Below are 22,421 nucleotides of genomic sequence, written 5' to 3' on the forward strand. Positions count from 1 at the left end.
AAGGCCGGCAAGGCGCTGAAATCCTATGATTTCGGCATCAAGTTCGGCGTCATGGAACAGGGCGCCGCCGAGATCGTCACCATGGTCGAGCAGATGGGCTATACGCCCAGCCTGTGCTTCCATGTCGGCAGCCAGTGCGAAGACGCCTATGCCTATGAGCGCCACATTGCCGCGGCCGCCCGCATTGTCGAGGAGTCGGGCATTGAACTGAAGCGCCTCAATATCGGCGGCGGCTATCCGGCCCCCTACCCGACCAGCGAAGCCCCGCCGATGGACTATTACTTCGAGACCATCAGCACCGCAGTCAACGATCACTTCGGCGAAAAGCGCAAGCCCGAGCTGATCATCGAGCCTGGCCGCGCGCTGGTGACCTCGTCCACCTCCCTGCTGCTGCGCGTCAAGCACCAGCGCGGCGGCCAGTCGGTCTATGTCAATGACGGCGCCTATGGCAGCCTGATGGAAGTCAAATTCATGCACTTCACCCCGCCGGTCCGCGTCTGGCGCGGCGCCCGCGTGCATGACAATGACCAGGTATTCTCCGATTTCACCATCTGGGGCCCGACCTGCGACAGCTATGACGTGCTGCCCCAGGTCTTCACCCTGCCCGCCGACATCGACGAGGACGACTGGATCGAGTTCGGCCTGATGGGGGCCTACACCCAGGCCTCGCTCACCCCGTTCAACGGCTTTGATCGCCGTGATCAGTTCTGGGTCGACGAGATCTATACCGGCAAGGACCAGCAGCCGGAATAAGCCGCGCAACAGCGCTTCGAAATCAGCCACCCCGCACGCGGGGTGGCTTTTTTGTCCACTACAGGGGGAGCGACCATGATGGACATTCCGCCGCTCACCGCGCTGGGCAATCGTATCGTCATCTTCGGTCCGTCCAATTCAGGCAAATCAACGCTCGCCGAGGCGTTGGCACGCAAGCTCGCCATACCGGCAGTGCATCTGGATCAGCTGCACCACACCCCCAATACCGACTGGGTACCCCGGCCCAAGGACGAGTTCCATGAGCTGCAGCGAGCGGCCATTGACGGTCCGGCCTGGGTAATGGATGGCAACTACAGCGCGCTGACCTCCGAACGCCTGGCCCGCGCCACCGGCGCCATCGTGCTCGACGAAAATCACTGGCTCCGCCTCATGCGCTATTTCCGCCGGACGTTGTTCGAACGCCATCGACCCGGTGCCCTGGAAGGGCAGCGGGACAGCATCAAATGGTCGATGATTCACTGGGTGGCATTCGGCTCCCGGCATAACGGGGCACGCTATCGGGCGCTGGTGGCACAGGCCCAGCTGCCAAGCGTCTCCTGCCGCTCAATGGTGGAGCTCAAGACGCTCTATCGGACGTGGGACTTGCATCGCTAAAACAAGACGGCCGCGGCGTGAGCCGCGACCGTACTGCAAATTCTGCGAGAGATTGAAGCTTACGCTGCTTCGTACTCGTCGTCCTCGCGGGCCTGTACGGGACCGCTATCGAGGCCCTTGGCATTAACGTCGCGATCGACAAACTCGATCACGGCCAGTGGGGCGTTGTCGCCAAAACGGAAACCAGCCTTCATGATGCGGATATAGCCGCCCTGGCGTTCCTTGTAGCGCGGGCCAAGCACGGCGAAGAGCTTGGCAACCTGGCCCTCATCGCGCATCTGAGCGATCGCCTGGCGGCGAGCGTGCAGATCGCCGCGCTTGCCCAGGGTGATCAGCTTCTCGACGATCGGACGCAGTTCCTTGGCCTTGGGAAGCGTGGTGACGATCTGCTCGTGCTTGATCAGCGCGGCCGACATATTGGCGAACATTGCCTTGCGGTGGCTGGCAGTCCGGTTGAGTTTGCGACCTGAATTACCGTGGCGCATGGTGGTCTCCTAAAGTGCTTGGCAGCGCGGGATCAATAGTGATCTTCATAGCGCTTGGCGAGGTCATCGATATTCTCGGGTGGCCAGTTGGCAACGTCCATTCCGAGATGAAGCCCCATCTGTGCCAGGACTTCCTTGATTTCATTGAGCGACTTGCGGCCGAAGTTTGGCGTCCGCAGCATCTCGGCCTCTGTCTTCTGGATCAGATCGCCGATGTAAACAATGTTGTCGTTCTTGAGGCAATTGGCCGAACGAACCGACAGCTCAAGCTCGTCAACCTTCTTGAGCAGCGCCGGGTTGAAGGCGAGTTCAGGAACCGAATCCTGAGCCTTTTCCTTGCTGGGCTCTTCAAAGTTCACGAATACCGACAGCTGGTCCTGGAGAATGCGCGCGGCATAAGCCAGGGCATCTTCCGGCGACACGGCGCCATTGGTTTCGATCTGCAGGGTCAGCTTGTCCTTGTCCAGGCTTTCACCGGCACGGGTAGCATCGACCTTGTAGCTCACGCGACGAACTGGCGAAAACAGCGAGTCGACCGGAATAAAGCCGATCGGTGCATCTTCGGGACGGTTCTTGTCAGCGGCAACGTAACCCTTGCCGGTGTCGACGGTGAACTCGATATTGATCTCGGCGCCATCATCGAGATGGCAGATCACCAACTCAGGGTTAAGCACTTCGATGTCACCGGTGACCTTGATGTCACCAGCCGTAACGGCTCCCGGACCCTGCCTGGACAGTGCAAGGCGCTTGGGCCCTTCACCACCCATGTTGAACGCGATTTCCTTCACGTTCAGCACAAGGTCGGTAATATCTTCACGCACGCCTGGAAGCGAGGAGAATTCATGCAGGATGCCGTCAATCTGGATTGCTGTGACTGCCGCGCCCTGAAGCGACGACAGCAGCACACGACGCAGGGCATTACCAAGGGTAAGCCCGTAACCGCGCTCAAGCGGCTCGGCAACTACCGAGGCCACGCGCGCGTTGTCGCTGCCCGAAACAATCTCCAGCTTGGTCGGCTTGATCAGTTCTTGCCAGTTCATCTGGATCGTCACGGTTATGTCCTTTCAAAATCGCGGCTCCAGCCCGAGCCGCTCCGCCGCAAACGCAATAAGACTCCCGGCAATTTGCGGCCGGGAGCTCTCTAAACGGTCTAAATTAGACGCGGCGCCGCTTGCGCGGGCGGCAGCCATTGTGCGGGATCGACGTAACGTCACGGATCGAAGTGACATTGAAGCCTGCAGCCTGCAGCGCACGAAGCGCCGATTCACGGCCCGAACCGGGACCGCGCACTTCGACCTCAAGGGTCTTCATGCCGTGTTCCTGGGCCTTCTTGGCCGCATCTTCAGCAGCAACCTGGGCTGCATAAGGGGTCGACTTGCGGCTCCCCTTGAAACCCATCACGCCTGAAGAGGACCACGAAATCGTGTTACCCTGCATGTCGGCAATGGTGATCATGGTGTTGTTGAACGAAGCGTTCACATGGGCAACGCCCGAAGTGATATTCTTGCGTTCCTTGCGCTTGACGCGCGTTGTCTCAGACTTAGCCATCTAGTTCCTCTATTCGATATCAGCGCTGCCGTTAGCCTTAGCTTGCCCCGGCAGCTACATCGAAGAACCCGGGAAACCGGGTTCTTACTTCTTCTTGCCGGCGATCGCCTTGGCCGGACCCTTGCGGGTGCGGGCATTGGTGTGGGTGCGCTGACCGCGAACGGGCAGACCACGACGATGACGCAGGCCACGATAGTTGCCCAGATCCATCAAACGCTTGATGTTCATGGCAACGTTACGGCGAAGATCACCTTCCACGACATAGTCGCGGTCGATTGCTTCGCGGATCTGGATGACTTCCGCGTCGGTAAGTTCGTTCACACGACGCTCAACCGGAATGCCAACCTTGGTGCAAATATCCAGGGCGAACTTATCGCCGATCCCATGGATATACTGCAACGCGATGACAACGCGCTTGTTCGTCGGGATATTGACGCCAGCAATACGAGCCACGTCTGCTCTCCTTCATTCAGCGCGAACCGTCACGGCTGGCGCCATTAAACAACAAGGGACCGGAATTCGACCCCCAACATTCTGGAGAACCGAATCCAGCCCAATAATCCATGAGACTGAAGCGGTTCTTTAAGGGCTCGATTCCGCGGAGTCAACCGCCAAGTCAAGCCCAAACTTTAGTGAGCAATCGCAGCCTTGATGGCTGCCGTCACCTGATCAACCGGTGCCATACCGTCAACGGCCTGCAGCAGGCCCTTCCCGGTATAGTAGGCCACCAGCGGTGCCGTCTGCTCCTGGTAGACGTCGAGGCGCTTGCGCAGCACTTCCTCGGTGTCGTCGGCCCGGGCACCGCCCGACTCCGTGGCGCGCTGTATAACACGGCGTACCAGCTCGTCTGCATCGGCTTTGATCTCGACAACGGCATCAAGCTTGATCCCCTTGTCGATCAGCATGGTGTCCAGCGCTTCGGCCTGCGCAATGGTGCGCGGGAAGCCATCAAGAATGAAACCGGCTTTGCAATCGGCTGCGTCCAGACGCTCCGAGACGATGCCGTTGACAACGGCATCACTGACCAGATCACCACGATCCATTATTACCTTGGCCTCGAGCCCCAGCGGGGTCTTGGCCGCAATCGCCGAGCGCAGGATGTCACCAGTGGATAGCTGGGGGATATTGTAGGCCTCGACCAGGATCTTGGCCTGAGTCCCCTTCCCCGCTCCGGGTGGTCCGAGCAGTATCAGTCTCATCGACGCTTGCCTCCTCCAAGACGGGACTTTTTGACCAGCCCCTCATATTGCTGGGCAACCAGATGGCTCTGGACCTGGCTGACTGTATCAAGGGTCACCGTCACCATGATCAGCAGCGATGTACCGCCGATGAACTGGCTGACCGCGAGCTGACTGAACAGCACTTCCGGGATCAGGGCCACCACCGTCAGGTAGAGCGCCCCCACCACCGTAATGCGGGTCAACACATAGTCGATGTGCTGGGCCGTCCGCTCACCCGGGCGCATGCCCGGAATGAAGCCGCCTGAGCGCTTGAGATTGTCCGCCGTCTCCGTCGGATTAAACACAATAGCGGTATAGAAAAAGGCAAAGAAGATGATGAAGAAGGCGAACAGCGCCAGATAGAGCGGCTGTCCACGGCCCAGCAGCGCCGTGACCACCTGCAACCATTGCGGGGCATCACCCTGCGCCACGAACGACGCGATGGTTGCCGGCAACAGCAGCAGCGAGGAGCCAAAGATCACCGGGATAACACCCGCCGTGTTCAGCTTGAGCGGCAGATGCGAGGTGTCCCCCTGGAACATCTTGTTGCCGACCTGGCGCTTGGGATACTGGATCAGCAGGCGACGCTGGGCGCGTTCAAAGAACACGATGGCAGCAATCACGACCAGGGCCAGCACCAGCACGCCAAAGGCGGCCAGCGGCGGCAATGCACCGGTCCGGCTCAGCTCCAGGGTCTGCACCACCGTCGAGGGCAGATTGGCGACGATGCCGGCAAAGATGATCAGCGAAATGCCATTGCCCACGCCACGCGAGGTGATCTGTTCACCCACCCACATCAGGAACATCGTGCCACCCACCAGGGTGATCACTGTCGAGATGCGGAAGAACCAACCGGGATTGAGCACAACGCCCTGGCTGGCCTCGAGGCCGACGGCAACGCCATAGGCCTGCACCGCGCAGAACAGCACGGTCAGATAGCGCGTGTACTGGTTCATCTTGCGACGACCAGATTCACCCTCTTTCTTGAGAGCTTCCAGACGCGGCGAGGCCGTTGTCATCACCTGCACCACGATCGATGCGGTAATATAGGGGATCAGGTTCAGCGCAAAGATCGCCATCCGCTCGACAGCACCACCGGCGAACATGTTGAACATGCCCAGTATGCCCTGCGACGACTGCGCAAAGGACGCGGCAAATGCGTCGGGATCGATGCCCGGAACCGGAATAAATGTGCCCAGTCGATAGACAAGCAGCGCGCCCAGTGTGAACCAGATGCGCTGCTGCAGGGCTTTCGCCTTGGAAAAGGTCGAAAAACTGAGATTACGTGCCAGCTGTTCGGCTGCGGACGCCATGTATCGCTCCCTATGGCTTCAAGGCCAGGTGCGCTCGGAACGCTTCAGGACTGCGACCACTGGCCCGTCCGGAGCGCAACAAACCAAAAAAAGGCGCACCCGACCACCCGGCCGGGTGCGCCATGCCGATAATTAACCGGCGTATGGCGTCTTCTTCCAAGGCGCCTTAGCCTCGATCACGTCGACCTTGCCACCAGCAGCTTCAACAGCAGCCAGCGCGCCCTTGGTCGCGTAATTCACCTTGAAGGTAACCTTCTTGGCAGTCAGGCCAGCCGAACCGATGAGACGGACGCCGTCCTTGGCGCGACGGATCACCCGCGCAGCGATCAACGCGTCAGCGTCGATCACGGCCTTGGCATCGAGCTTGCCGGAATCGATATAGGCCTGCACGCGGTCAATGCGCACTTCATTCCAATCCTTGGGATTGAAAGCGTTGAAGCCACGCTTTGGCATACGCATGTGAAGCGGCATCTGACCGCCTTCAAAGCCATTGATCGCCACGCCGGAGCGCGCCGTCTGGCCCTTGCCGCCACGACCGCCGGTCTTGCCCTTGCCGGAGCCGATGCCGCGACCAATGCGCATCCGGACCTTGTTGGCCCCTGCATTGTCGCGAAGTTCGTTCAAACGGGTCATCAGTCAGACCTTCTCTCTTACTCGCCGACGACGCGTACGAGGTGCGGCAGCTTGTTGATCATGCCGCGCACTTCAGGCGTGTCGAGCAGCTCGCGCTGCTTGTTCATCTTGTTGAGCCCGAGACCGATCAGGGTCGCACGCTGCACCTTGTCACGACGGATCGGCGAACCGATCTGCTTGACGATAAGGGTTTTCTTCTCAGCCATGATACTCTCCTATCAAGCTTCGACCGCGGTCTCGCCGCGGCGAGCCTGCAGTTCCGAAACCTTGAGGCCACGGCGGGAAGCAACCGAGCGAGGGCTGTCGACGCGCTTGAGCGCATCAAAGGTAGCCCGCACCATGTTGTACGGATTGGCAGTGCCCTGCGACTTGGCAACGATATCGTTGATACCAAGCGTTTCGAACACAGCACGCATCGGACCACCGGCAATGATGCCGGTACCTGGCTCGGCCGCACGCAGAATGACCTTGCCGGCGCCGTGGCGACCCTGCACGTCATGGTGCAGCGTACGCGCATCGCGCAGCGGCACGCGGATCATGGTGCGCTTGGCGGCTTCGGTTGCCTTGCGGATGGCTTCTGGCACTTCGCGGGCCTTGCCGTGACCAAAGCCAACGCGGCCCTTCTGGTCACCGACCACCACGAGCGCTGCGAAACCGAAACGACGGCCGCCCTTGACCACTTTAGCCACACGGTTGATGTGGACCAGGCGATCGACGAATTCGCTGTCGCGTTCTTGAACGTCTCTCATAATTCTCTTTCCTCGCCGTGTTCTAGAACTGCAGGCCGCCCTCACGGGCAGCGTCTGCAAGGGCCTTCACACGGCCATGATAGATGTATGCACCACGATCAAAGATCACTTCACCAATGCCAGCCTTGGTACCGCGCTCGGCGATCAGCTTGCCAATCGTTGCAGCGGCGGCGGCAGTAGCACCGTTCTTGACAGTGGACTTGACGTCCTTGTCGAGCGTCGACGCGGCGGCCAGTGTACGGCCTGTCGTGTCGTCGATGATCTGAGCGTAGATATTCTTGTCCGAGCGGAAAACGCTGAGACGGGGACGACCGAAGGCACGAGCCTTGAGCGCCTTGCGGACACGAGCCTTGCGGCGTTCCGCACCTTTTGCACTGATAGCCATTGCAGGCGCTCCTTACTTCTTCTTGCCTTCTTTGCGGAAGACGTACTCGCCAGCATAGCGAACGCCCTTGCCCTTGTAGGGCTCTGGCTTGCGCCATGCGCGGATCTCGGCCGCAACCTGACCCACGGCCTGCTTGTCAATTCCACTGATGACGATTTCCGTCGGCGCGGGGACAGCGATCGTGATTCCCTTGGGGGTCTCGTAGACCACTTCATGGCTGAAACCAAGCAACAGCTTGACATCCTTGCCCTGCATGGAAGCGCGATAACCAACGCCCTGGATCGCCAGCTTCTTTTCGAAGCCCGCAGAAACACCGGTGACCATGTTCTGGATCAGTGCACGGGTGGTGCCCCAGGCGGCGCGCGCAAAGCGCGTGTCGTTGGCCGGCGTAACAACGACGCCATCGGCGCCATTCTCGGCATTCACGACATCCATGAGCACAATGCTCATCTCGCCCTTCGGGCCCTTGACGCTTACATTACGACCATCGATCGTAACCGTAACGCCGCTTACCGGTGCAACCGGTTGTTTGCCAGTACGTGACATTCTAACTTCTACCTTTGAGTAATCGTCTTACCACGTCTCCTAGAAGACGCGGCAGAGTACCTCGCCACCAACATTGGCTGCCTTGGCTTCGTGATCGGCCATCACACCCTTGGGGGTGGAGAGGATCGAAACACCCAGGCCATTGGCAACCTGAGGAATATTCTTGACCGAGGCATACACCCGACGGCCAGGACGCGAAACGCGTTCAATCGTGCGGATAACGGATTCGTTATCCGAGTATTTCAGCTCGATTTCGTATTCGGCTGCACCGTTCTCGAACTTGGTCTCCGAATAGCCCCGGATGAAACCCTCGGACTGGAGCACATCCAGCACGCGACCGCGAAGGGTCGAGGCCGGTGTCGAAACGGAATTCTTGCGACGCATCTGGGCGTTGCGGATGCGGGTCAGCATGTCGCCGATTGGATCGGAAAAGCTCATTTTCGGTGCTCCTTACCAGCTCGACTTCACGAGGCCCGGGATCATGCCCAGGTTGCCCAGCTGACGCAGAGCAATACGGCTCAACTTCAGCTTGCGATAGAAGCCACGGGGACGACCCGAGACTTCGCAACGGTTGCGTACACGAACCTTCGCCGAATTGCGTGGCAGTTCAGCAAGCTTGAGCTGCGCTGCGAAACGCTCATCGGGTGGGATCGACTGATCCTTGGTCGCTAGCTTCAGAGCAGCGCGCTTGGCGGCATACTGCTTAACGAGAGCGCGACGCTTGTCGTTCTTAACTGTGGAGCTGGTCTTTGCCATGTCCTGGTCCTTTTTCCCTTCCCTATCCGCTTACGTACGGAAGGGGAAGTTGAATGCCTTGAGCAGCGCACGCGCTTCATCATCAGTCTTGGCCGTCGTGGCGATCACGATGTCCATGCCCCAAACCTGATCGATCTGATCGTAGTTGATTTCGGGGAAAATGATGTGCTCCTTGATGCCCAGGGCGTAGTTGCCATGGCCATCAAACGAATTGGGGTTGAGCCCGCGGAAGTCGCGAACACGCGGCAGTGCGATGTTCACCAGGCGGTCAAGAAACTCATACATGCGAGTCTTGCGCAGGGTGACCTTCACGCCAATCGGCATGTCTTCACGCACCTTGAAGCCGGCGATCGACTTGCGAGCATAGGTGATCACTGGCTTCTGGCCGGCGATCTTTTCCATCTCGGCAGCAGCCGACTTCACCTTCTTGGTGTCGTTGACAGCTTCACCGACGCCGATGTTCAGGACAATCTTGTCCAGGCGGGGCAGCTGCATCGCGTTCTTGTAGCCAAACTGCTCAAGCAGTGCAGCCTTGATTGTGGTGTCGTATTCGGTCCGAAGACGCGGCTTGTAAGCGGTCTCAGCCATCGATCGAGTCTCCGGTCGACTTTGCGACGCGTGTCTTCACGCCGTCCTTGATCTGAAAACCGACGCGGCTGGGCTTGCCATCCTTGTCGGCGATCGCGAGGTTCGACAGATGAATTGGCGCTTCCTTGGTGAAGATGCCGGCATCGGTCGACGCGGTCTGCTTGGTGTGGCGACGAACAAGGTTGATACCCTGCACCAGCGCCTTCGTTTCGGTCGGGATAACCGACAGGACCTGGCCAGATTTGCCTTTGTCCTTGCCAGTCAGGACGACGACCTTATCGCCCTTCTTGATCTTGGCAGCCATTACAGCACCTCGGGTGCGAGCGAAATGATCTTCATGTGGTTCTTGGCGCGAAGCTCGCGCGGAACTGGTCCGAAGATACGGGTGCCGATCGGCTCTTTCTGATTATTGATCAGAACCGCGGCGTTCTTGTCGAAACGGATCACCGTGCCATCAGGGCGGCGAATGTCGAACGCGGTGCGAACCACCACGGCCTTCATGACCTGACCCTTTTTTACGCGGCCGCGCGGAATAGCGTCCTTGACCGAAACGACAATGATGTCGCCGACCGAGGCGTATTTGCGATGCGAGCCGCCCAGCACCTTGATGCACATGACGCGACGAGCGCCGGAATTATCCGCGACGTCGAGATTTGATTGCATCTGAATCATGACTGGATGCCTTCTTGTTAAATCGACCCGCCGTCCCCGGCTCGTCGACCTTGAAATCTAAACTTACGCGGAGGGAGCCGACGCGGTGTCCGTAACAAGCGTCCAGCGCTTGTTCTTGGAAATCGGCGCACATTCCTCGATCTGAACGATCTGGCCGATTTTGGCCAGATTGGCCTCATCATGAGCCTGATACTTCTTCGACCGACGCACGGTCTTCTTCATAACCGGGTGCGTGAAACGGCGCTCGACGCGCACCACGACCGTCTTATCATTGGCGTCGGAGACTACAGTCCCCTGCAATACGCGCTTTGGCATGGTCGCGGCTCCTTACTTCGCTGCGTTCTTTTCGGCCAAGATCGTCTTGATCCGCGCGATATTACGGCGAACCTTCTTGACCTCGGTCGGCTTTTCCAGCTGCTGGGTAGCACGCTGGAAACGCAGATTGAACTGTTCTTTCTTCAGGCCGACGAGCTGATCCTTCAGTTCGTCTGCGGTCTTGCTCCGCACATCACTGGCTTTCATGGCTCTTCGTCCTTAGTCGGCAATGCGGGTAACAACCCGCGTCATGATCGGGAGCTTCATTGCACCGAGGCGCAGCGCTTCCTTGGCAACGTCCTCGGGGACGCCGTCGATCTCGAATACAATACGACCGGGCTTGACGCGGGCGGCCCAGAATTCAACAGAACCCTTGCCCTTACCCATACGCACTTCGGTCGGCTTCTTGGACACCGGCACATCCGGAAAAATCCGGATCCACACACGGCCCTGGCGCTTCATCTCGCGGGTGATCGCGCGGCGAGCCGCTTCGATCTGGCGAGCGGTAACGCGCTCAGGCTCGGTGGCCTTCAAGGCATACTGGCCAAATGCCAGCGTGGTACCGCCCTTGGCTACGCCATGGATACGACCCTTGTGGGCCTTGCGGAACTTGGTCTTCTTAGGTTGCAGCATAATGAACTAACCTTCTTATGCGCGTTCGCGGTCGCCACGCTCAGGGCGCGGACCACGTTCACTACGCTGACCACCTTCGGTGTTACCTTCGGTAGCGCGACGCTCATGCGCAGTCGGATCATGCTCAAGGACTTCGCCCTTAAAGATCCAGACCTTGATACCGATGATACCGTAAGTCGTCTTTGCTTCAGCAGTACCGTAATCGATGTCGGCGCGCAGCGTGTGCAGCGGCACGCGACCTTCGCGGTACCATTCGGTACGAGCGATGTCGGCGCCACCCAGACGGCCACCCACATTGACGCGGATACCACCGGCACCCATACGGATCGACGTCTGCACCGCACGCTTCATGGCGCGACGGAAAGCCACACGGCGTTCCAGCTGCTGGGCAATGCCCTGGGCAACCAGTGTCGCATCGGTTTCCGGCTTGCGCACTTCAACGATGTTGATGTGCACTTCGCTGTCGGTAAACTTCTTCACCTTGGCGCGGATCTTGTCGATGTCTGCGCCCTTCTTGCCGATCACGATGCCCGGACGGGCGGTGTGGATCGACACGCGGCACTTGCGGTGCGGACGCTCGATGACGATCTTGGAGACTGCTGCAGCCTTGAGGTCTTCCAGCAGCATCGCGCGGATCTTCAGGTCTTCCTGCAACAGCGAGCCGTACTCGCCCTTGTTGGCGTACCAGCGGCTATCCCAGGTGCGATTGATACCAAGGCGAAAGCCGATTGGATTGATCTTCTGACCCATTATGCGGCCTCCTCAACTTGCCGGACGACGATCGTCAGATGCGCGAATGGCTTCTGGATCTGCGAAGAACGGCCACGACCGCGAGCAGTGAAGCGCTTCATTACCAGCGAATTACCAACAAAAGCTTCAGCAACGACGAGAGCGTCGGTGTCGAGACCATGGTTGTTCTCGGCGTTCGCGATGGCGCTTTCCAGCACCTTCTTGACCTGACCGGAGATGCGCTTGTGGCTGAATTCGAGATCGGCCAGGGCCTTCTCGACTTTCTTGCCACGGATCAACTGCGCGACGAGGTTCAGCTTCTGAGGGCTGATGCGCAACATGCGCAGAACAGCCTTAGCCTCGTTGTCCTTGAGAGCGCGCTCAGTTTTTGGCTTGCCCATCTTACTTCCTCTTGGCCTTCTTGTCGGCAGCGTGACCGTAATACGTACGGGTCGGTGCAAACTCGCCGAACTTGTGGCCGATCATGTCTTCAGTGACGTTGACCGGAACGTGCTTCTGGCCATTGTGAACGCCAAACGTGACGCCAACGAATTGTGGCAGGATGGTCGAACGGCGGCTCCAGATCTTGATCACATCGTTGCGACCAGACGCGAGGGCCTTTTCGGCCTTCTTGAGCATGTAGCCGTCGACAAACGGCCCCTTCCAGATTGAACGGGTCATGGCTTACCTGCCCTTCCTAACGTGACGGCTACGAACGATGAACTGGTCCGTTGCCTTATTGCTGCGGGTGCGCTTGCCCTTTGTCGGCTTGCCCCAAGGCGTAACCGGATGACGGCCACCCGAAGTACGGCCTTCACCACCACCATGTGGATGGTCGACAGGGTTCATGGTCACACCACGGTTGACTGGCTTGCGGCCGAGCCAACGCGAGCGACCGGCCTTGCCGAGCGAGGTGTTCGAGTGATCCTGGTTCGAAACCGAGCCAACAGTGGCAAGGCAGGAGCCATGCACGCGGCGCTGTTCACCAGACTTCAGACGAAGGATCGCCCAACCCTGATCGCGACCGACATACTGGGCATAAGCACCAGCAGAACGGGCAACCTGGGCACCCTTGCGGGGCTTGAGCTCGATATTGTGCACGATCGTACCGACCGGCATGTTCTCGAGCGGCATGGCATTGCCTGGCTTCACGTCAACCGTGCCGGCCGACGAGATCACCTTGTCACCGGCGCCGAGGCGCTGTGGTGCCACGATATAGGCGAGTTCGCCGTCCTCGTACTTCACCAGAGCGATCCAAGCCGTACGGTTGGGATCATATTCCAGGCGCTCAATCGTCCCGACCATGTCAAATTTGACACGCTTGAAATCGATCAAACGATAGGTGCGCTTGTGACCGCCACCCCGATGGAAGGCAGTAATGCGTCCGCGATTGTTACGACCACCAGACTTGGAAAGACCTTCGGTCAGAACCTTGACGGGCTTGCCCTTCCAAAGATCTGAACGGTCGGTCGTCACGAGCTGACGGCGGCCGGGGGACGTAGGATTGTAGCTTTTAAGAGCCATTTTTCTGTCTCTTCCCTTACAGGCCGGTCGAAATGTCGATCGACTGGCCGTCGACGAGGGTCACGATCGCCTTCTTGACGTCGTTGCGCGTGCCAACCTTGCCGCGGAAGCGCTTCACCTTGCCCTTGCGGACCAGGGTGTTCACTGCCTTGACCTTGACCGAAAACAGCTGCTCGACGGCAGTCTTGATATCGGTCTTGCTGGCATCAATCGCCACGTCGAAAACGACCTGGTTATGTTCGGAGGCCATCGTCGACTTTTCAGTCACGACAGGGTTCCGGACGATGTCATAAGCGCTCAGCTTGTTCATGCGAACCTCGCTTCCAGCGCTTCCAGCGCTGCCTTGGTCAGGACGAGCTTGTCGCGCTTGAGGATCGACACAACGTTGATCCCCTGCACTGGCAAGACGTCGATATGCGGGATGTTGCGAGCGGCCAGAACAAAGTTCTGGTCGACAACTGCCCCGTCAATGATCAGCGCGTTCGTCCAGGCCAGCTTGCCGAAGGTGGCGAGCAGACCAGCGGTCTTGCCGTCTTTGCTGGACACGCTGTCAACAACGACCAGCGAACCGGACTTGATCTTGGACGACAGAGCGTGCTTCAGCGCCAGCGCCCGGACCTTCTTGGGAAGGTCGATGGCGTGGCTGCGCGGGGTCGGGCCGAATGCACGACCACCACCACGGAACTGGGGAGCCTTGCGATCGCCGTGACGGGCACCGCCGCCACCCTTCTGCTTGCCGAATTTCTTGCCCGTGAGAACGCCTTCCGAACGATTTTTCACATCGTGCGTGCCGGCCATCGCCTTGAGCTGCTGGTAGCGAACCATGCGGTGCAGAATGTCCTGGCGGACTTCCAGACCGAAGACGTCGTCGGCGAGCTGGATATTGCCAGCGGCCTTGCCGTCGAGGGTTGTGACCTTGAGTTCCATTTAGTTACCTTCCCCCGCAACTTCAGCGGCGGCTTTGAACGAGCCCGGGAAAGCAGCGCCCTGTGGAGCCGGCTTCTTCACCGCGTCCTTGATCATGATCCAAGCACCCTTGGAGCCTGGAACCGAACCCTGGATCATGATCAGCCCGCGCTCGTTGTCGGTCTTGACGACCTTGACGTTCTGCGTGGTGATGCGACGATCGCCCATGTGGCCCGGCATCTTCTTGCCCTTGAAGGTCTTACCTGGGTCCTGACGACCACCGGTAGAACCGATCGAACGGTGCGAAACGGACACACCATGCGAAGCCCGCAGGCCGCCGAAGTTCCAGCGCTTCATGCCGCCGGCAAAGCCCTTACCAATCGAAGTGCCGGTCACGTCAACCAGCTGGCCTTCGACGAAATGGTCTGCCTGCAACGTAGCACCGACCTCAATGAGGTTGGCTTCGTCAACGCGGAATTCCGCGACGTGGCGCTTGGGCTCGACCTTGGCAACGGCAAAAATGCCGCGCTCAGCCTTGCTCGTGTTCTTTGCCTTGGCCAGGCCTGCGCCCAGCTGCAAAGCCACATACCCGTCCTTGTCAGCCGTCCGCTGGCCCACCACCTGGCAGTTCTGCAGACTCAGCACAGTCACCGGGACGTGCGAGCCGTCCTCAGCAAAAATGCGGGTCATGCCCAGCTTCTGTGCGATCAATCCAGAACGCATCGGTTATTACCTTCTCTCTTGGCGCAGTACCGGGTCATGGTTTCAGAGGACCCTTTATCTGATACGCGCGGAAAACTCTTCGACTTAGAGCTTGATTTCGACGTCAACGCCGGCGGCGAGATCAAGCTTCATCAGTGCATCAACCGTCTGAGGCGTCGGGTCCACAATGTCCAGAAGACGCTTGTGTGTCCGAATCTCGAACTGCTCACGCGCCTTCTTATCGATATGGGGCGAGCGGTTCACGGTAAATTTCTCGATTCGCGTCGGCAGCGGAATGGGACCGCGAACCTGCGCGCCTGTACGCTTGGCCGTCGAAACGATCTCGCGCGTGGAGGCGTCGAGAACGCGATGGTCAAACGCCTTGAGGCGAATGCGAATATTCTGACCGTTCATCTTGTAAATCCTGACGAAAATGGATCGCGGCGCGCATTAATCGCGCGCCGCGAATGTCTCAATAAGGCTTACTTCAGGATCTTTGCGACCACGCCGGCGCCAACGGTGCGGCCACCTTCACGGATAGCAAAGCGGAGCTTTTCTTCCATGGCGATCGGAACGATCAGCTGAACGTTCATGTTGATGTTGTCACCTGGCATAACCATTTCCGTGCCTTCTGGCAGGGTCACGATGCCCGTCACGTCCGTGGTACGGAAGTAGAACTGGGGACGGTAGTTGCCGAAGAACGGGGTATGACGACCGCCTTCTTCCTTGGTGAGGATATAGGCCTCAGCAACGAAGTCGGTGTGCGGGGTCACGGAACCGGGCTTGCAGAGAACCTGACCGCGCTCAACCTGAGTACGATCGATACCGCGGATCAGTGCACCAACGTTGTCGCCAGCCTGGCCCGAGTCGAGCAGCTTGCGGAACATTTCGACACCGGTAACGGTGGTCTTCTGGGTTGGCTTGATGCCGACGATCTCGACTTCTTCACCGACCTTGACGATGCCGCGCTCAACGCGACCGGTCACCACCGTACCACGACCCGAGATCGAGAACACGTCTTCGATCGGCAGCAGGAACGGCAGGTCAACGGGACGCTCTGGCTGTGGGATGTAAGCATCCACGGCAGCCATCAGCTCGAGAACGGCGTCATGGCCGAGCTTCTTGTCGGAATCTTCGAGAGCGGCAAGAGCCGAACCCTTGATGACCGGAATATCGTCGCCCGGGAATTCGTAGGACGACAGCAATTCGCGAACTTCCAGCTCAACGAGCTCGAGCAGTTCCGGATCGTCGACCATGTCGCACTTGTTCAGGAACACCACCAGAGCGGGAACGCCAACCTGACGTGCCAGCAGGATGTGCTCGCGGGTCTGGGGCATCGGGCCGTCGGCAGCAGACACGACCAGGATCGCGCCGTCCATCTGGGCAGCACCGGTGATCATGTTCTTCACATAGTCAGCGTGGCCTGGGCAATCGACGTGAGCATAGTGACGGTTAGCCGTCTCGTACTCGACGTGCGAGGTGTTGATGGTGATGCCGCGTGCCTTCTCTTCAGGTGCGCTGTCAATCGACGCGTAGTCCTTGAAGTTGGCGCCGCCGGACTCGGCCAGAACCTTGGTGATCGCTGCAGTCAGCGAGGTCTTGCCATGGTCAACGTGACCGATAGTGCCGATGTTGCAGTGAGGCTTATTGCGGGAAAACTTTTCCTTGCCCATCGATATTCTCCGTATTCGTTAGCCAATAGGCCAACCGTTGAGTTGAGTTATTGGTTAGGCGTATTTGGCCTGGACTTCGTCGGCGACTGCCTGCGGAACCTGCTCGTAGTGATCGAACGTCATCGAGTACTGTGCACGACCCTGGCTCATCGAGCGCAGCGTGTTCACATAACCAAACATGTTCGCGAGCGGGACAAAGGCATCCACAACCTGGAGGACACCACGGCTCTCTGTGCCCTGGATCTGACCACGTCGTGAATTGAGATCACCGATAACGTCGCCCATGTAGTCGTCTGGCGTGACAACTTCAACCTTCATGATCGGCTCAAGGATCTTTGGCGATGCCTTGCGGATGGCTTCATTGAAGCCAGCACGACCAGCAATTTCAAAGGCCAGAACCGAGGAGTCAACGTCATGGTAGGCGCCTTCAGTCAGCGTCACCTTGATATCGACAATCGGGAACCCGATCAGCGGACCGGAAGCCATAACCGACTTCACGCCCTTTTCCACGCCTGGAATATATTCCTTGGGCACGGAACCACCGACGACCGCGTTCACGAACTCGAGGCCCTTGCCCACTTCGCCCGGCTCAATCGAGAGCTTGACGCGAGCGAACTGGCCCGAACCACCCGACTGCTTCTTGTGGGTATAGTCCACATCGGCAGCACGCGTGATCGTCTCGCGGTAAGCCACCTGCGGCTGACCGATATTGGCTTCGACCTTGAACTCGCGACGCATACGGTCAACGAGAATGTCGAGATGAAGCTCGCCCATGCCCGAAATGATGGTCTGGCCGGATTCTTCATCGGTCTTGACGCGGAAGCTTGGATCTTCAGCGGCCAGACGATTGAGCGCGAGGCCCATCTTTTCCTGGTCAGCCTTGGACTTTGGCTCCACCGAAATGTCGATCACCGGCTCTGGGAAGATCATGCGTTCCAGGATCACCTGAGCATTCTGTGCGCACAGGGTGTCACCCGTCGTGGTGTCCTTGAGACCCACGATGGCCACGATGTCGCCAGCAAAGGCTTCAGTGATCTGCTCACGGCTGTTGGCGTGCATCTGGAACATGCGGCCAACGCGTTCGCGCTTTTCCTTGACCGTGTTTTCCAGCATCGCGCCCTGCTCGACGTGACCCGAATAGATGCGGCAGAAGGTCAGCGAACCCATGTGCGGGTCGTTGGCGATCTTGAACGCCAGCATCGACAGCGGCTCGCTATCGTCAGCGTGACGCTCGATCGGTGCTTCGGTCTTGGCATCGATGCCCTGGATAGCAGGAACGTCGTGCGGCGACGGCAGGAAGTCGATAACGCCATCGAGCAGCGGCTGAACGCCCTTGTTCTTGAAGGCGGAGCCCGCAAAAACCAGGAAGAACTTTGCGTCGATCACGCCCCGACGCAGCAGCCGGCGGATGGTCTCGTTGTTCGGCAGGTCGCCATTGAGATAGGCTTCCATGGCGTCGTCATCGAGCTCGACAGCAGCCTCAATCATCTGCTCGCGATACTTCACCGCAGCGTCCTTGAGGTCGTCCGGGATCTCGACGATATCCCACTGAGCACCCAGCTCTTCATTGCGCCAAACAATGGCGTTCATCTCGATCAGATCGACGACGCCCTTGAATTCGGTCTCGGCGCCGATCGGCAGCTGAACGGGAACGGCCTTGGCGCCGAGGCGCGTGCCGACCATCTCGACGCAGCGATAGAAATCAGCACCGATCTTGTCCATCTTGTTCACAAAGATCAGACGCGGAACATGGTACTTGTCGGCCTGGCGCCAGACGGTTTCCGTCTGGGGCTCTACGCCGGCATTGGCATCGAGCAGCGCGACGGCACCATCGAGCACGCGCAGCGAGCGTTCAACTTCAATGGTGAAGTCAACGTGGCCGGGGGTGTCGATGATATTGAAGCGGTGCTGGGTACCGTTACGGTCCTTCCAGAACGTGGTCGTGGCAGCCGACGTGATCGTGATGCCGCGTTCCTGCTCCTGCTCCATCCAATCCATGGTCGCGGCGCCGTCATGGACTTCGCCGATCTTATGGGACTTGCCGGTGTAGTACAGAATGCGCTCTGTCGTGGTCGTCTTGCCAGCATCAATGTGAGCCATGATGCCGAAGTTACGATATAGGCTAATGGGATATTCGCGTGCCATGGGGCGCTCCTACTACCAGCGGTAGTGCGAGAAGGCACGGTTGGCGTCAGCCATACGGTGCGTATCTTCACGCTTTTTGACGGCCTGACCACGACCATTGAGGGCATCCATGAGTTCGCCGGAAAGGCGCTCACGCATGGTGTTCTCACCGCGCTTGCGGGCGGAGTCGATCAGCCAGCGGATGGCCAAAGCCTGCTGACGGTCAGCACGAACTTCAACCGGAACCTGGTACGTAGCACCGCCAACGCGGCGCGAACGCACTTCAACCGACGGGCGGATGTTTTCCAGGGCCGTGTGGAACACCTCGATGGGATCCTGCTTGACCTTGGCCTCGACAATGTCGAAGGCACCGTAAACGATGCTTTCGGCGGACGACTTCTTGCCGTCCTTCATGAGCGAGTTCATAAACTTGGTAAGGACGAGATCGCCGAACTTAGCGTCCGGAATAACGTCACGCTTCTCTGCGCGGTGGCGACGGGACATAGCTCAATATCTCCTTACTTCGGACGCTTCGCGCCGTACTTCGAACGGCGCTGCTTGCGATCCTTGACGCTCTGCGTGTCAAGGACACCGCGGAGCACGTGATAACGAACGCCGGGAAGGTCGCGAACGCGACCGCCACGGATCAGGACCACGGAGTGCTCCTGAAGGTTGTGGCCTTCGCCCGGGATGTACGAAATCACTTCGCGTGAGTTCGTCAAACGAACCTTGGCGACCTTGCGCAGTGCCGAGTTCGGCTTCTTCGGGGTCGTCGTATACACACGAGAACAAACGCCGCGCTTCTGCGGATTTGCTTCCATCGCCGGAACCTTGTTCCGCTTTGGCTTGCTGGCGCGTGGCTTGCGGATCAGCTGATTAATGGTGGGCATTTCGCTCTTTCCATCGTCCAAAATTCATTGCGGTCTAGACCAACCAAACCAAAACGGCGCTCATCCGACCCCCTCAAGGGAACGGCGGCGCCTTAATTGCAGCGGACCACCCACGAAAGCGGGCAGTCATGCGCACAAGGATTTGCTTCGTCTAGTTACCCGACAGTGTGTTTGAGTGTCCTGGATGCCCGCACAAGATGGCAGGAACCCGGTGTGACATTCACGACCGACCGCTTAGGTAGGCGCTGTTTAGAACCGACTCTGCTGCGCGTCAAGGATTCTTTCGTGAAATATCGAGGTGGCACCTATGCACGAGGTGGCAATGGCAGCCCGATAGTGCCGCGATATCCTCGCACCGGCCCTGCCCCACATCCAAAAGAAAAGGGAGCCTCCCGGCCCCCTTCCCTCATATTGTGATGTGTCTGTCGCCTATTCGGCGGCAGGCGCAGCAATCTTGGGCGTGCTGGCCTGACGGCGACGTTCGTCCAGGATCAGATCATCGCGCTTGGTCGCGATCAGCTTGGCCGCGGAGATGCCGGCACCTGTACCCGCCGGGATCAGGCGACCAACGATCACGTTCTCCTTGAGACCTTCGAGCAGATCGGCCTTGCCGGACACTGCAGCCTCGGTGAGCACGCGGGTGGTTTCCTGGAACGAAGCGGCCGACACGAACGAGCGGGTCTGCAGCGACGCCTTGGTAATGCCCAGCAGGACCGGATTGGCCGTTGCCGGCTTCTTGCCATCAGCGACCAGCGCGTCGTTGAGCTCGTCAAAGTCCAGCTTGTCGAGCTGCTCATCCTTGAGCAGACCGGAGTCACCTGGGTTCACGATCTCGACCTTCTGCAGCATCTGGCGAACGATCACCTCGATGTGCTTGTCGTTGATCATCACGCCCTGCAGACGATAGACCTCCTGGATCTCATTGACGAGGTAACGAGCAAGCTCTTCCACGCCCTTGATGGCCAGAATGTCGTGCGGCGCCGGGTTGCCGTCGAGGATGTACTCACCCTTTTCAATGGCGTCGCCTTCCTGCAGATGGAACGGCTTGCCCTTGGGGATCAGATACTCGACCGGATCAGCACCCTCTTCATGAGGCTCGATGACGATGCGACGCTTGTTCTTGTAGTCGCGGCCAAAGCGGATGGTGCCATCGATCTCGGCGATGATGGCGTGATCCTTGGGACGACGGGCCTCGAACAATTCGGCCACGCGCGGCAGACCGCCCGTGATGTCCTTGGTCTTGGCGCTTTCCAGTGGAATTCGCGCCAGCACGTCGCCTGGCGACACCTTCTCGCCGGGCTCGGCGGCAATAACCGCATCAACCGAGAGCAGGTAGCGGGCGTCACCGCCCCGCTCCACCTTGAGCACCGCTCCATCACGCGCAATGGCCAGGGCCGGCTTGAGACCGTCACCCCGTGGATTGGTGCGCCAGTCGATCACCACACGCTTGGTGAAGCCGGTTGCTTCGTCGGTGTTTTCCGCAACCGAGGTGCCATCAAGCAGGTCTTCAAACACCACTTCGCCCTCGACTTCGGCCAGGATCGGACGGGTGGAGGGGTCCCATTCGGCCAGGCGCTGACCACGGCGAACCGCATCACCTTCCTTGACCAGCAGCTTGGCACCATAGGCCACCTTGTGGGTGGAGCGTTCCTTGCCGTCTGCGTCAAGCACAGCCAGCGAAACGTTGCGGGCCATGACGACCAGCTTGTTGCCTTCGACCTTGACGACATTCGGATTGCGGATGGCAATGGTGCCTTCAGCGCCGGACTCCAGGAACGAGGAGTCAACCACCTGTGCCGTACCACCAATATGGAACGTACGCATGGTCAGCTGGGTACCGGGTTCACCGATCGACTGCGCGGCGATAACGCCCACAGCTTCACCCATGTTCACCGGCGTACCGCGTGCAAGGTCACGACCATAGCAGGCCGCGCAGGTGCCCTGGCGCATGTCGCAGGTCAGTGGCGAACGGATACGGATCGACTGGATCCGGGCCTCTTCGATGACGTCGACATCCTTTTCGTCCAGCAGATGACCCTTTGGAGCGATCAGATCGCCAGTCAACGGATGGAAGATATCGTCGGCAGCCGTACGGCCCAGCACACGCTGGCCGATGGAAGCCACAACCTGGCCTGAATCCACGATGGGTTCCATGGTCAGGCCACGCTCGGTGCCGCAATCGGTCGACACGATGATCGCGTCCTGCGCCACGTCAACCAGACGACGGGTCAGGTAACCCGAGTTCGCCGTCTTCAACGCCGTATCCGCCAGGCCCTTACGGGCACCGTGGGTGGAGTTGAAGTACTCGAGAACGTTGAGGCCTTCCTTGAAGTTGGCCGTGATCGGAGTCTCGATGATCGAGCCGTCTGGACGGGCCATCAGGCCGCGCATGCCGGCAAGCTGCTTCATCTGGGCCGGTGAACCACGGGCGCCAGAATGGCTCATCATATAGACCGAGTTGATCGGCTTCTGACGACCGGTCTCCTCATCGATCTGCACGGTGCGGATCGCGTCCATCATCTCTTCGGCAACCTTGTCGCCACACTTGGCCCAGGCGTCGACGACCTTGTTGTACTTTTCGCCCTGAGTGATCAGGCCGTCATTGTACTGCTGCTCGAACTCTTCGACCTGCTTACGCGCCGCTTCCACGATGGTGTACTTG

The 22,421-nt window shown here is 59.2% G+C and carries 32 protein-coding genes and 2 pseudogenes; 2 read left to right on the forward strand and 32 right to left on the reverse strand.

All coding sequences use genetic code 11. From position 1 onward, the window contains the following. Positions 1–753 (forward strand): annotated as a pseudogene (locus Q8O80_RS11945) (hypothetical protein); the annotation flags it as partial. Between the two features lie 75 nt (positions 754–828). Next, positions 829–1,368, forward strand: coding sequence for an AAA family ATPase (locus tag Q8O80_RS11950; RefSeq protein WP_305579682.1), 540 nt, complete (start codon positions 829–831; stop codon positions 1,366–1,368). A gap of 59 nt (positions 1,369–1,427) precedes the next feature. Here Q8O80_RS11950 and rplQ read toward each other — a convergent pair whose 3' ends face one another. The 32 genes and pseudogenes from rplQ to Q8O80_RS12110 form a co-directional block, all read right to left on the reverse strand. Continuing rightward, positions 1,428–1,853 (reverse strand): 50S ribosomal protein L17, encoded by a 426-nt coding sequence (gene rplQ / locus Q8O80_RS11955; RefSeq protein WP_305579683.1) that lies wholly within the window; start codon positions 1,851–1,853, stop codon positions 1,428–1,430. A gap of 32 nt (positions 1,854–1,885) precedes the next feature. After that, positions 1,886–2,893, reverse strand: a complete 1,008-nt coding sequence (locus Q8O80_RS11960; RefSeq protein ID WP_305579704.1) for a DNA-directed RNA polymerase subunit alpha — start codon at positions 2,891–2,893, stop codon at positions 1,886–1,888. Positions 2,894–3,008: 115 nt separating this feature from the next. Beyond that, entirely contained in the window at positions 3,009–3,401 is a 393-nt protein-coding gene (rpsK, locus tag Q8O80_RS11965; protein WP_212657704.1) for a 30S ribosomal protein S11, read from the reverse strand. An 84-nt stretch (positions 3,402–3,485) separates the two neighbouring features. Further along, positions 3,486–3,854 carry a 30S ribosomal protein S13 gene (rpsM, locus tag Q8O80_RS11970; protein ID WP_305579684.1) on the reverse strand — a complete coding sequence of 123 codons (369 nt, stop codon included), beginning with the start codon at positions 3,852–3,854 and terminating at the stop codon, positions 3,486–3,488. A 176-nt stretch (positions 3,855–4,030) separates the two neighbouring features. Continuing rightward, complete coding sequence (locus Q8O80_RS11975) at positions 4,031–4,600, reverse strand: adenylate kinase (protein WP_305579685.1); 570 nt, start codon at positions 4,598–4,600, stop codon at positions 4,031–4,033. Continuing rightward, the gene (secY, locus tag Q8O80_RS11980; protein ID WP_305579686.1) at positions 4,597–5,934 is read right to left on the reverse strand and encodes a preprotein translocase subunit SecY; all 1,338 of its coding nucleotides are present in this window, start codon (positions 5,932–5,934) and stop codon (positions 4,597–4,599) included. The genes Q8O80_RS11975 and secY overlap by 4 nt, the downstream gene beginning before the upstream one ends. A gap of 132 nt (positions 5,935–6,066) precedes the next feature. Then, complete coding sequence (gene rplO / locus Q8O80_RS11985) at positions 6,067–6,567, reverse strand: 50S ribosomal protein L15 (RefSeq protein WP_305579687.1); 501 nt, start codon at positions 6,565–6,567, stop codon at positions 6,067–6,069. A 17-nt stretch (positions 6,568–6,584) separates the two neighbouring features. Next, positions 6,585–6,773 (reverse strand): 50S ribosomal protein L30, encoded by a 189-nt coding sequence (gene rpmD / locus Q8O80_RS11990; RefSeq protein WP_193335646.1) that lies wholly within the window; start codon positions 6,771–6,773, stop codon positions 6,585–6,587. Positions 6,774–6,785: 12 nt separating this feature from the next. Then, a complete protein-coding gene (rpsE, locus tag Q8O80_RS11995) occupies positions 6,786–7,316 on the reverse strand; it encodes a 30S ribosomal protein S5 (protein ID WP_193335645.1) in 531 nt (176 codons plus the stop codon). Positions 7,317–7,338: 22 nt separating this feature from the next. Beyond that, positions 7,339–7,701, reverse strand: coding sequence for a 50S ribosomal protein L18 (gene rplR, locus Q8O80_RS12000; RefSeq protein WP_305579688.1), 363 nt, complete (start codon positions 7,699–7,701; stop codon positions 7,339–7,341). 12 nt (positions 7,702–7,713) lie between these two features. Continuing rightward, positions 7,714–8,247, reverse strand: coding sequence for a 50S ribosomal protein L6 (gene rplF / locus Q8O80_RS12005; RefSeq protein ID WP_305579689.1), 534 nt, complete (start codon positions 8,245–8,247; stop codon positions 7,714–7,716). Between the two features lie 39 nt (positions 8,248–8,286). Next, on the reverse strand, positions 8,287–8,685 hold the full coding sequence (gene rpsH, locus Q8O80_RS12010) for a 30S ribosomal protein S8 (protein WP_193335642.1): 399 nt from the start codon (positions 8,683–8,685) through the stop codon (positions 8,287–8,289). 12 nt (positions 8,686–8,697) lie between these two features. Next, positions 8,698–9,003: a 30S ribosomal protein S14 gene (rpsN, locus tag Q8O80_RS12015; RefSeq protein ID WP_305579690.1), complete on the reverse strand. Its 306-nt coding sequence runs from the start codon at positions 9,001–9,003 to the stop codon at positions 8,698–8,700. Between the two features lie 30 nt (positions 9,004–9,033). Continuing rightward, a complete protein-coding gene (gene rplE, locus Q8O80_RS12020) occupies positions 9,034–9,591 on the reverse strand; it encodes a 50S ribosomal protein L5 (protein ID WP_305579691.1) in 558 nt (185 codons plus the stop codon). Next, complete coding sequence (gene rplX, locus Q8O80_RS12025; protein ID WP_305579692.1) at positions 9,584–9,895, reverse strand: 50S ribosomal protein L24; 312 nt, start codon at positions 9,893–9,895, stop codon at positions 9,584–9,586. Before rplX ends, rplE begins: the two co-directional genes overlap by 8 nt. Next, positions 9,895–10,263 (reverse strand): 50S ribosomal protein L14, encoded by a 369-nt coding sequence (gene rplN, locus Q8O80_RS12030; RefSeq protein WP_035102635.1) that lies wholly within the window; start codon positions 10,261–10,263, stop codon positions 9,895–9,897. The genes rplX and rplN overlap by 1 nt, the downstream gene beginning before the upstream one ends. A 63-nt stretch (positions 10,264–10,326) precedes the next feature. Further along, entirely contained in the window at positions 10,327–10,578 is a 252-nt protein-coding gene (gene rpsQ, locus Q8O80_RS12035) for a 30S ribosomal protein S17 (RefSeq protein ID WP_305579693.1), read from the reverse strand. A gap of 12 nt (positions 10,579–10,590) precedes the next feature. After that, positions 10,591–10,785, reverse strand: coding sequence for a 50S ribosomal protein L29 (gene rpmC, locus Q8O80_RS12040; protein ID WP_305579694.1), 195 nt, complete (start codon positions 10,783–10,785; stop codon positions 10,591–10,593). A gap of 12 nt (positions 10,786–10,797) precedes the next feature. Then, positions 10,798–11,211: a 50S ribosomal protein L16 gene (gene rplP / locus Q8O80_RS12045; protein WP_305579695.1), complete on the reverse strand. Its 414-nt coding sequence runs from the start codon at positions 11,209–11,211 to the stop codon at positions 10,798–10,800. A 15-nt stretch (positions 11,212–11,226) separates the two neighbouring features. Then, positions 11,227–11,961: a 30S ribosomal protein S3 gene (gene rpsC / locus Q8O80_RS12050; protein ID WP_305579696.1), complete on the reverse strand. Its 735-nt coding sequence runs from the start codon at positions 11,959–11,961 to the stop codon at positions 11,227–11,229. Beyond that, positions 11,961–12,341 carry a 50S ribosomal protein L22 gene (gene rplV / locus Q8O80_RS12055; RefSeq protein ID WP_193335635.1) on the reverse strand — a complete coding sequence of 127 codons (381 nt, stop codon included), beginning with the start codon at positions 12,339–12,341 and terminating at the stop codon, positions 11,961–11,963. Before rplV ends, rpsC begins: the two co-directional genes overlap by 1 nt. 1 nt (position 12,342) lies before the next feature. Further along, complete coding sequence (gene rpsS / locus Q8O80_RS12060; protein ID WP_193335634.1) at positions 12,343–12,621, reverse strand: 30S ribosomal protein S19; 279 nt, start codon at positions 12,619–12,621, stop codon at positions 12,343–12,345. A gap of 3 nt (positions 12,622–12,624) precedes the next feature. Beyond that, a complete protein-coding gene (gene rplB / locus Q8O80_RS12065) occupies positions 12,625–13,464 on the reverse strand; it encodes a 50S ribosomal protein L2 (RefSeq protein ID WP_305579697.1) in 840 nt (279 codons plus the stop codon). 16 nt (positions 13,465–13,480) lie between these two features. Further along, on the reverse strand, positions 13,481–13,774 hold the full coding sequence (locus tag Q8O80_RS12070; protein WP_305579698.1) for a 50S ribosomal protein L23: 294 nt from the start codon (positions 13,772–13,774) through the stop codon (positions 13,481–13,483). After that, the gene (rplD, locus tag Q8O80_RS12075; RefSeq protein ID WP_305579699.1) at positions 13,771–14,391 is read right to left on the reverse strand and encodes a 50S ribosomal protein L4; all 621 of its coding nucleotides are present in this window, start codon (positions 14,389–14,391) and stop codon (positions 13,771–13,773) included. Before rplD ends, Q8O80_RS12070 begins: the two co-directional genes overlap by 4 nt. Then, positions 14,392–15,093 carry a 50S ribosomal protein L3 gene (gene rplC, locus Q8O80_RS12080; protein WP_305579700.1) on the reverse strand — a complete coding sequence of 234 codons (702 nt, stop codon included), beginning with the start codon at positions 15,091–15,093 and terminating at the stop codon, positions 14,392–14,394. A gap of 84 nt (positions 15,094–15,177) precedes the next feature. After that, on the reverse strand, positions 15,178–15,486 hold the full coding sequence (rpsJ, locus tag Q8O80_RS12085; protein ID WP_046136738.1) for a 30S ribosomal protein S10: 309 nt from the start codon (positions 15,484–15,486) through the stop codon (positions 15,178–15,180). A gap of 68 nt (positions 15,487–15,554) precedes the next feature. Continuing rightward, positions 15,555–16,745, reverse strand: a complete 1,191-nt coding sequence (tuf, locus tag Q8O80_RS12090; protein WP_305579701.1) for an elongation factor Tu — start codon at positions 16,743–16,745, stop codon at positions 15,555–15,557. Positions 16,746–16,799: 54 nt separating this feature from the next. Then, the gene (gene fusA, locus Q8O80_RS12095) at positions 16,800–18,890 is read right to left on the reverse strand and encodes an elongation factor G (protein WP_305579702.1); all 2,091 of its coding nucleotides are present in this window, start codon (positions 18,888–18,890) and stop codon (positions 16,800–16,802) included. Between the two features lie 12 nt (positions 18,891–18,902). After that, positions 18,903–19,373, reverse strand: a complete 471-nt coding sequence (gene rpsG / locus Q8O80_RS12100; protein WP_305579703.1) for a 30S ribosomal protein S7 — start codon at positions 19,371–19,373, stop codon at positions 18,903–18,905. 14 nt (positions 19,374–19,387) lie between these two features. Next, positions 19,388–19,759 (reverse strand): 30S ribosomal protein S12, encoded by a 372-nt coding sequence (rpsL, locus tag Q8O80_RS12105; protein ID WP_046136734.1) that lies wholly within the window; start codon positions 19,757–19,759, stop codon positions 19,388–19,390. Between the two features lie 429 nt (positions 19,760–20,188). Then, positions 20,189–22,421, reverse strand: a pseudogene (locus Q8O80_RS12110) (DNA-directed RNA polymerase subunit beta'); the annotation flags it as partial.

Source organism: Devosia sp. (assembly GCF_030689745.1).
GTDB lineage: Bacteria > Pseudomonadota > Alphaproteobacteria > Rhizobiales > Devosiaceae > Devosia > Devosia alba.

Bases quoted from the DNA above. Each gene is read 5' to 3' on its own strand.
- rpsG (WP_305579703.1), bottom strand. From the start codon at position 19,373: ATGTCCCGTCGCCACCGCGCAGAGAAGCGTGACGTTATTCCGGACGCT.
- rpsJ (WP_046136738.1), bottom strand. From the start codon at position 15,486: ATGAACGGTCAGAATATTCGCATTCGCCTCAAGGCGTTTGACCATCGC.
- Q8O80_RS12070 (WP_305579698.1), bottom strand. From the start codon at position 13,774: ATGAACAAGCTGAGCGCTTATGACATCGTCCGGAACCCTGTCGTGACT.
- rpsL (WP_046136734.1), bottom strand. From the start codon at position 19,759: ATGCCCACCATTAATCAGCTGATCCGCAAGCCACGCGCCAGCAAGCCA.
- rpsC (WP_305579696.1), bottom strand. From the start codon at position 11,961: ATGGGTCAGAAGATCAATCCAATCGGCTTTCGCCTTGGTATCAATCGC.
- rplX (WP_305579692.1), bottom strand. From the start codon at position 9,895: ATGGCTGCCAAGATCAAGAAGGGCGATAAGGTCGTCGTCCTGACTGGC.
- rplF (WP_305579689.1), bottom strand. From the start codon at position 8,247: ATGTCACGTACTGGCAAACAACCGGTTGCACCGGTAAGCGGCGTTACG.
- rpsH (WP_193335642.1), bottom strand. From the start codon at position 8,685: ATGAGCTTTTCCGATCCAATCGGCGACATGCTGACCCGCATCCGCAAC.
- fusA (WP_305579702.1), bottom strand. From the start codon at position 18,890: ATGGCACGCGAATATCCCATTAGCCTATATCGTAACTTCGGCATCATG.
- Q8O80_RS11960 (WP_305579704.1), bottom strand. From the start codon at position 2,893: ATGAACTGGCAAGAACTGATCAAGCCGACCAAGCTGGAGATTGTTTCG.
- tuf (WP_305579701.1), bottom strand. From the start codon at position 16,745: ATGGGCAAGGAAAAGTTTTCCCGCAATAAGCCTCACTGCAACATCGGC.
- Q8O80_RS11975 (WP_305579685.1), bottom strand. From the start codon at position 4,600: ATGAGACTGATACTGCTCGGACCACCCGGAGCGGGGAAGGGGACTCAG.
- rplV (WP_193335635.1), bottom strand. From the start codon at position 12,341: ATGGGCAAGCCAAAAACTGAGCGCGCTCTCAAGGACAACGAGGCTAAG.
- rplR (WP_305579688.1), bottom strand. From the start codon at position 7,701: ATGGCTATCAGTGCAAAAGGTGCGGAACGCCGCAAGGCTCGTGTCCGC.
- rpsQ (WP_305579693.1), bottom strand. From the start codon at position 10,578: ATGCCAAAGCGCGTATTGCAGGGGACTGTAGTCTCCGACGCCAATGAT.
- rplC (WP_305579700.1), bottom strand. From the start codon at position 15,093: ATGCGTTCTGGATTGATCGCACAGAAGCTGGGCATGACCCGCATTTTT.
- rplE (WP_305579691.1), bottom strand. From the start codon at position 9,591: ATGGCTGAGACCGCTTACAAGCCGCGTCTTCGGACCGAATACGACACC.
- rplQ (WP_305579683.1), bottom strand. From the start codon at position 1,853: ATGCGCCACGGTAATTCAGGTCGCAAACTCAACCGGACTGCCAGCCAC.
- rpsN (WP_305579690.1), bottom strand. From the start codon at position 9,003: ATGGCAAAGACCAGCTCCACAGTTAAGAACGACAAGCGTCGCGCTCTC.
- rpmD (WP_193335646.1), bottom strand. From the start codon at position 6,773: ATGGCTGAGAAGAAAACCCTTATCGTCAAGCAGATCGGTTCGCCGATC.
- rplB (WP_305579697.1), bottom strand. From the start codon at position 13,464: ATGGCTCTTAAAAGCTACAATCCTACGTCCCCCGGCCGCCGTCAGCTC.
- rplD (WP_305579699.1), bottom strand. From the start codon at position 14,391: ATGGAACTCAAGGTCACAACCCTCGACGGCAAGGCCGCTGGCAATATC.
- rplO (WP_305579687.1), bottom strand. From the start codon at position 6,567: ATGACCCGTTTGAACGAACTTCGCGACAATGCAGGGGCCAACAAGGTC.
- rpsS (WP_193335634.1), bottom strand. From the start codon at position 12,621: ATGACCCGTTCAATCTGGAAGGGGCCGTTTGTCGACGGCTACATGCTC.
- rpmC (WP_305579694.1), bottom strand. From the start codon at position 10,785: ATGAAAGCCAGTGATGTGCGGAGCAAGACCGCAGACGAACTGAAGGAT.
- rpsK (WP_212657704.1), bottom strand. From the start codon at position 3,401: ATGGCTAAGTCTGAGACAACGCGCGTCAAGCGCAAGGAACGCAAGAAT.
- rpsE (WP_193335645.1), bottom strand. From the start codon at position 7,316: ATGAGAGACGTTCAAGAACGCGACAGCGAATTCGTCGATCGCCTGGTC.
- rplN (WP_035102635.1), bottom strand. From the start codon at position 10,263: ATGATTCAGATGCAATCAAATCTCGACGTCGCGGATAATTCCGGCGCT.
- secY (WP_305579686.1), bottom strand. From the start codon at position 5,934: ATGGCGTCCGCAGCCGAACAGCTGGCACGTAATCTCAGTTTTTCGACC.
- Q8O80_RS11950 (WP_305579682.1), top strand. From the start codon at position 829: ATGATGGACATTCCGCCGCTCACCGCGCTGGGCAATCGTATCGTCATC.
- rplP (WP_305579695.1), bottom strand. From the start codon at position 11,211: ATGCTGCAACCTAAGAAGACCAAGTTCCGCAAGGCCCACAAGGGTCGT.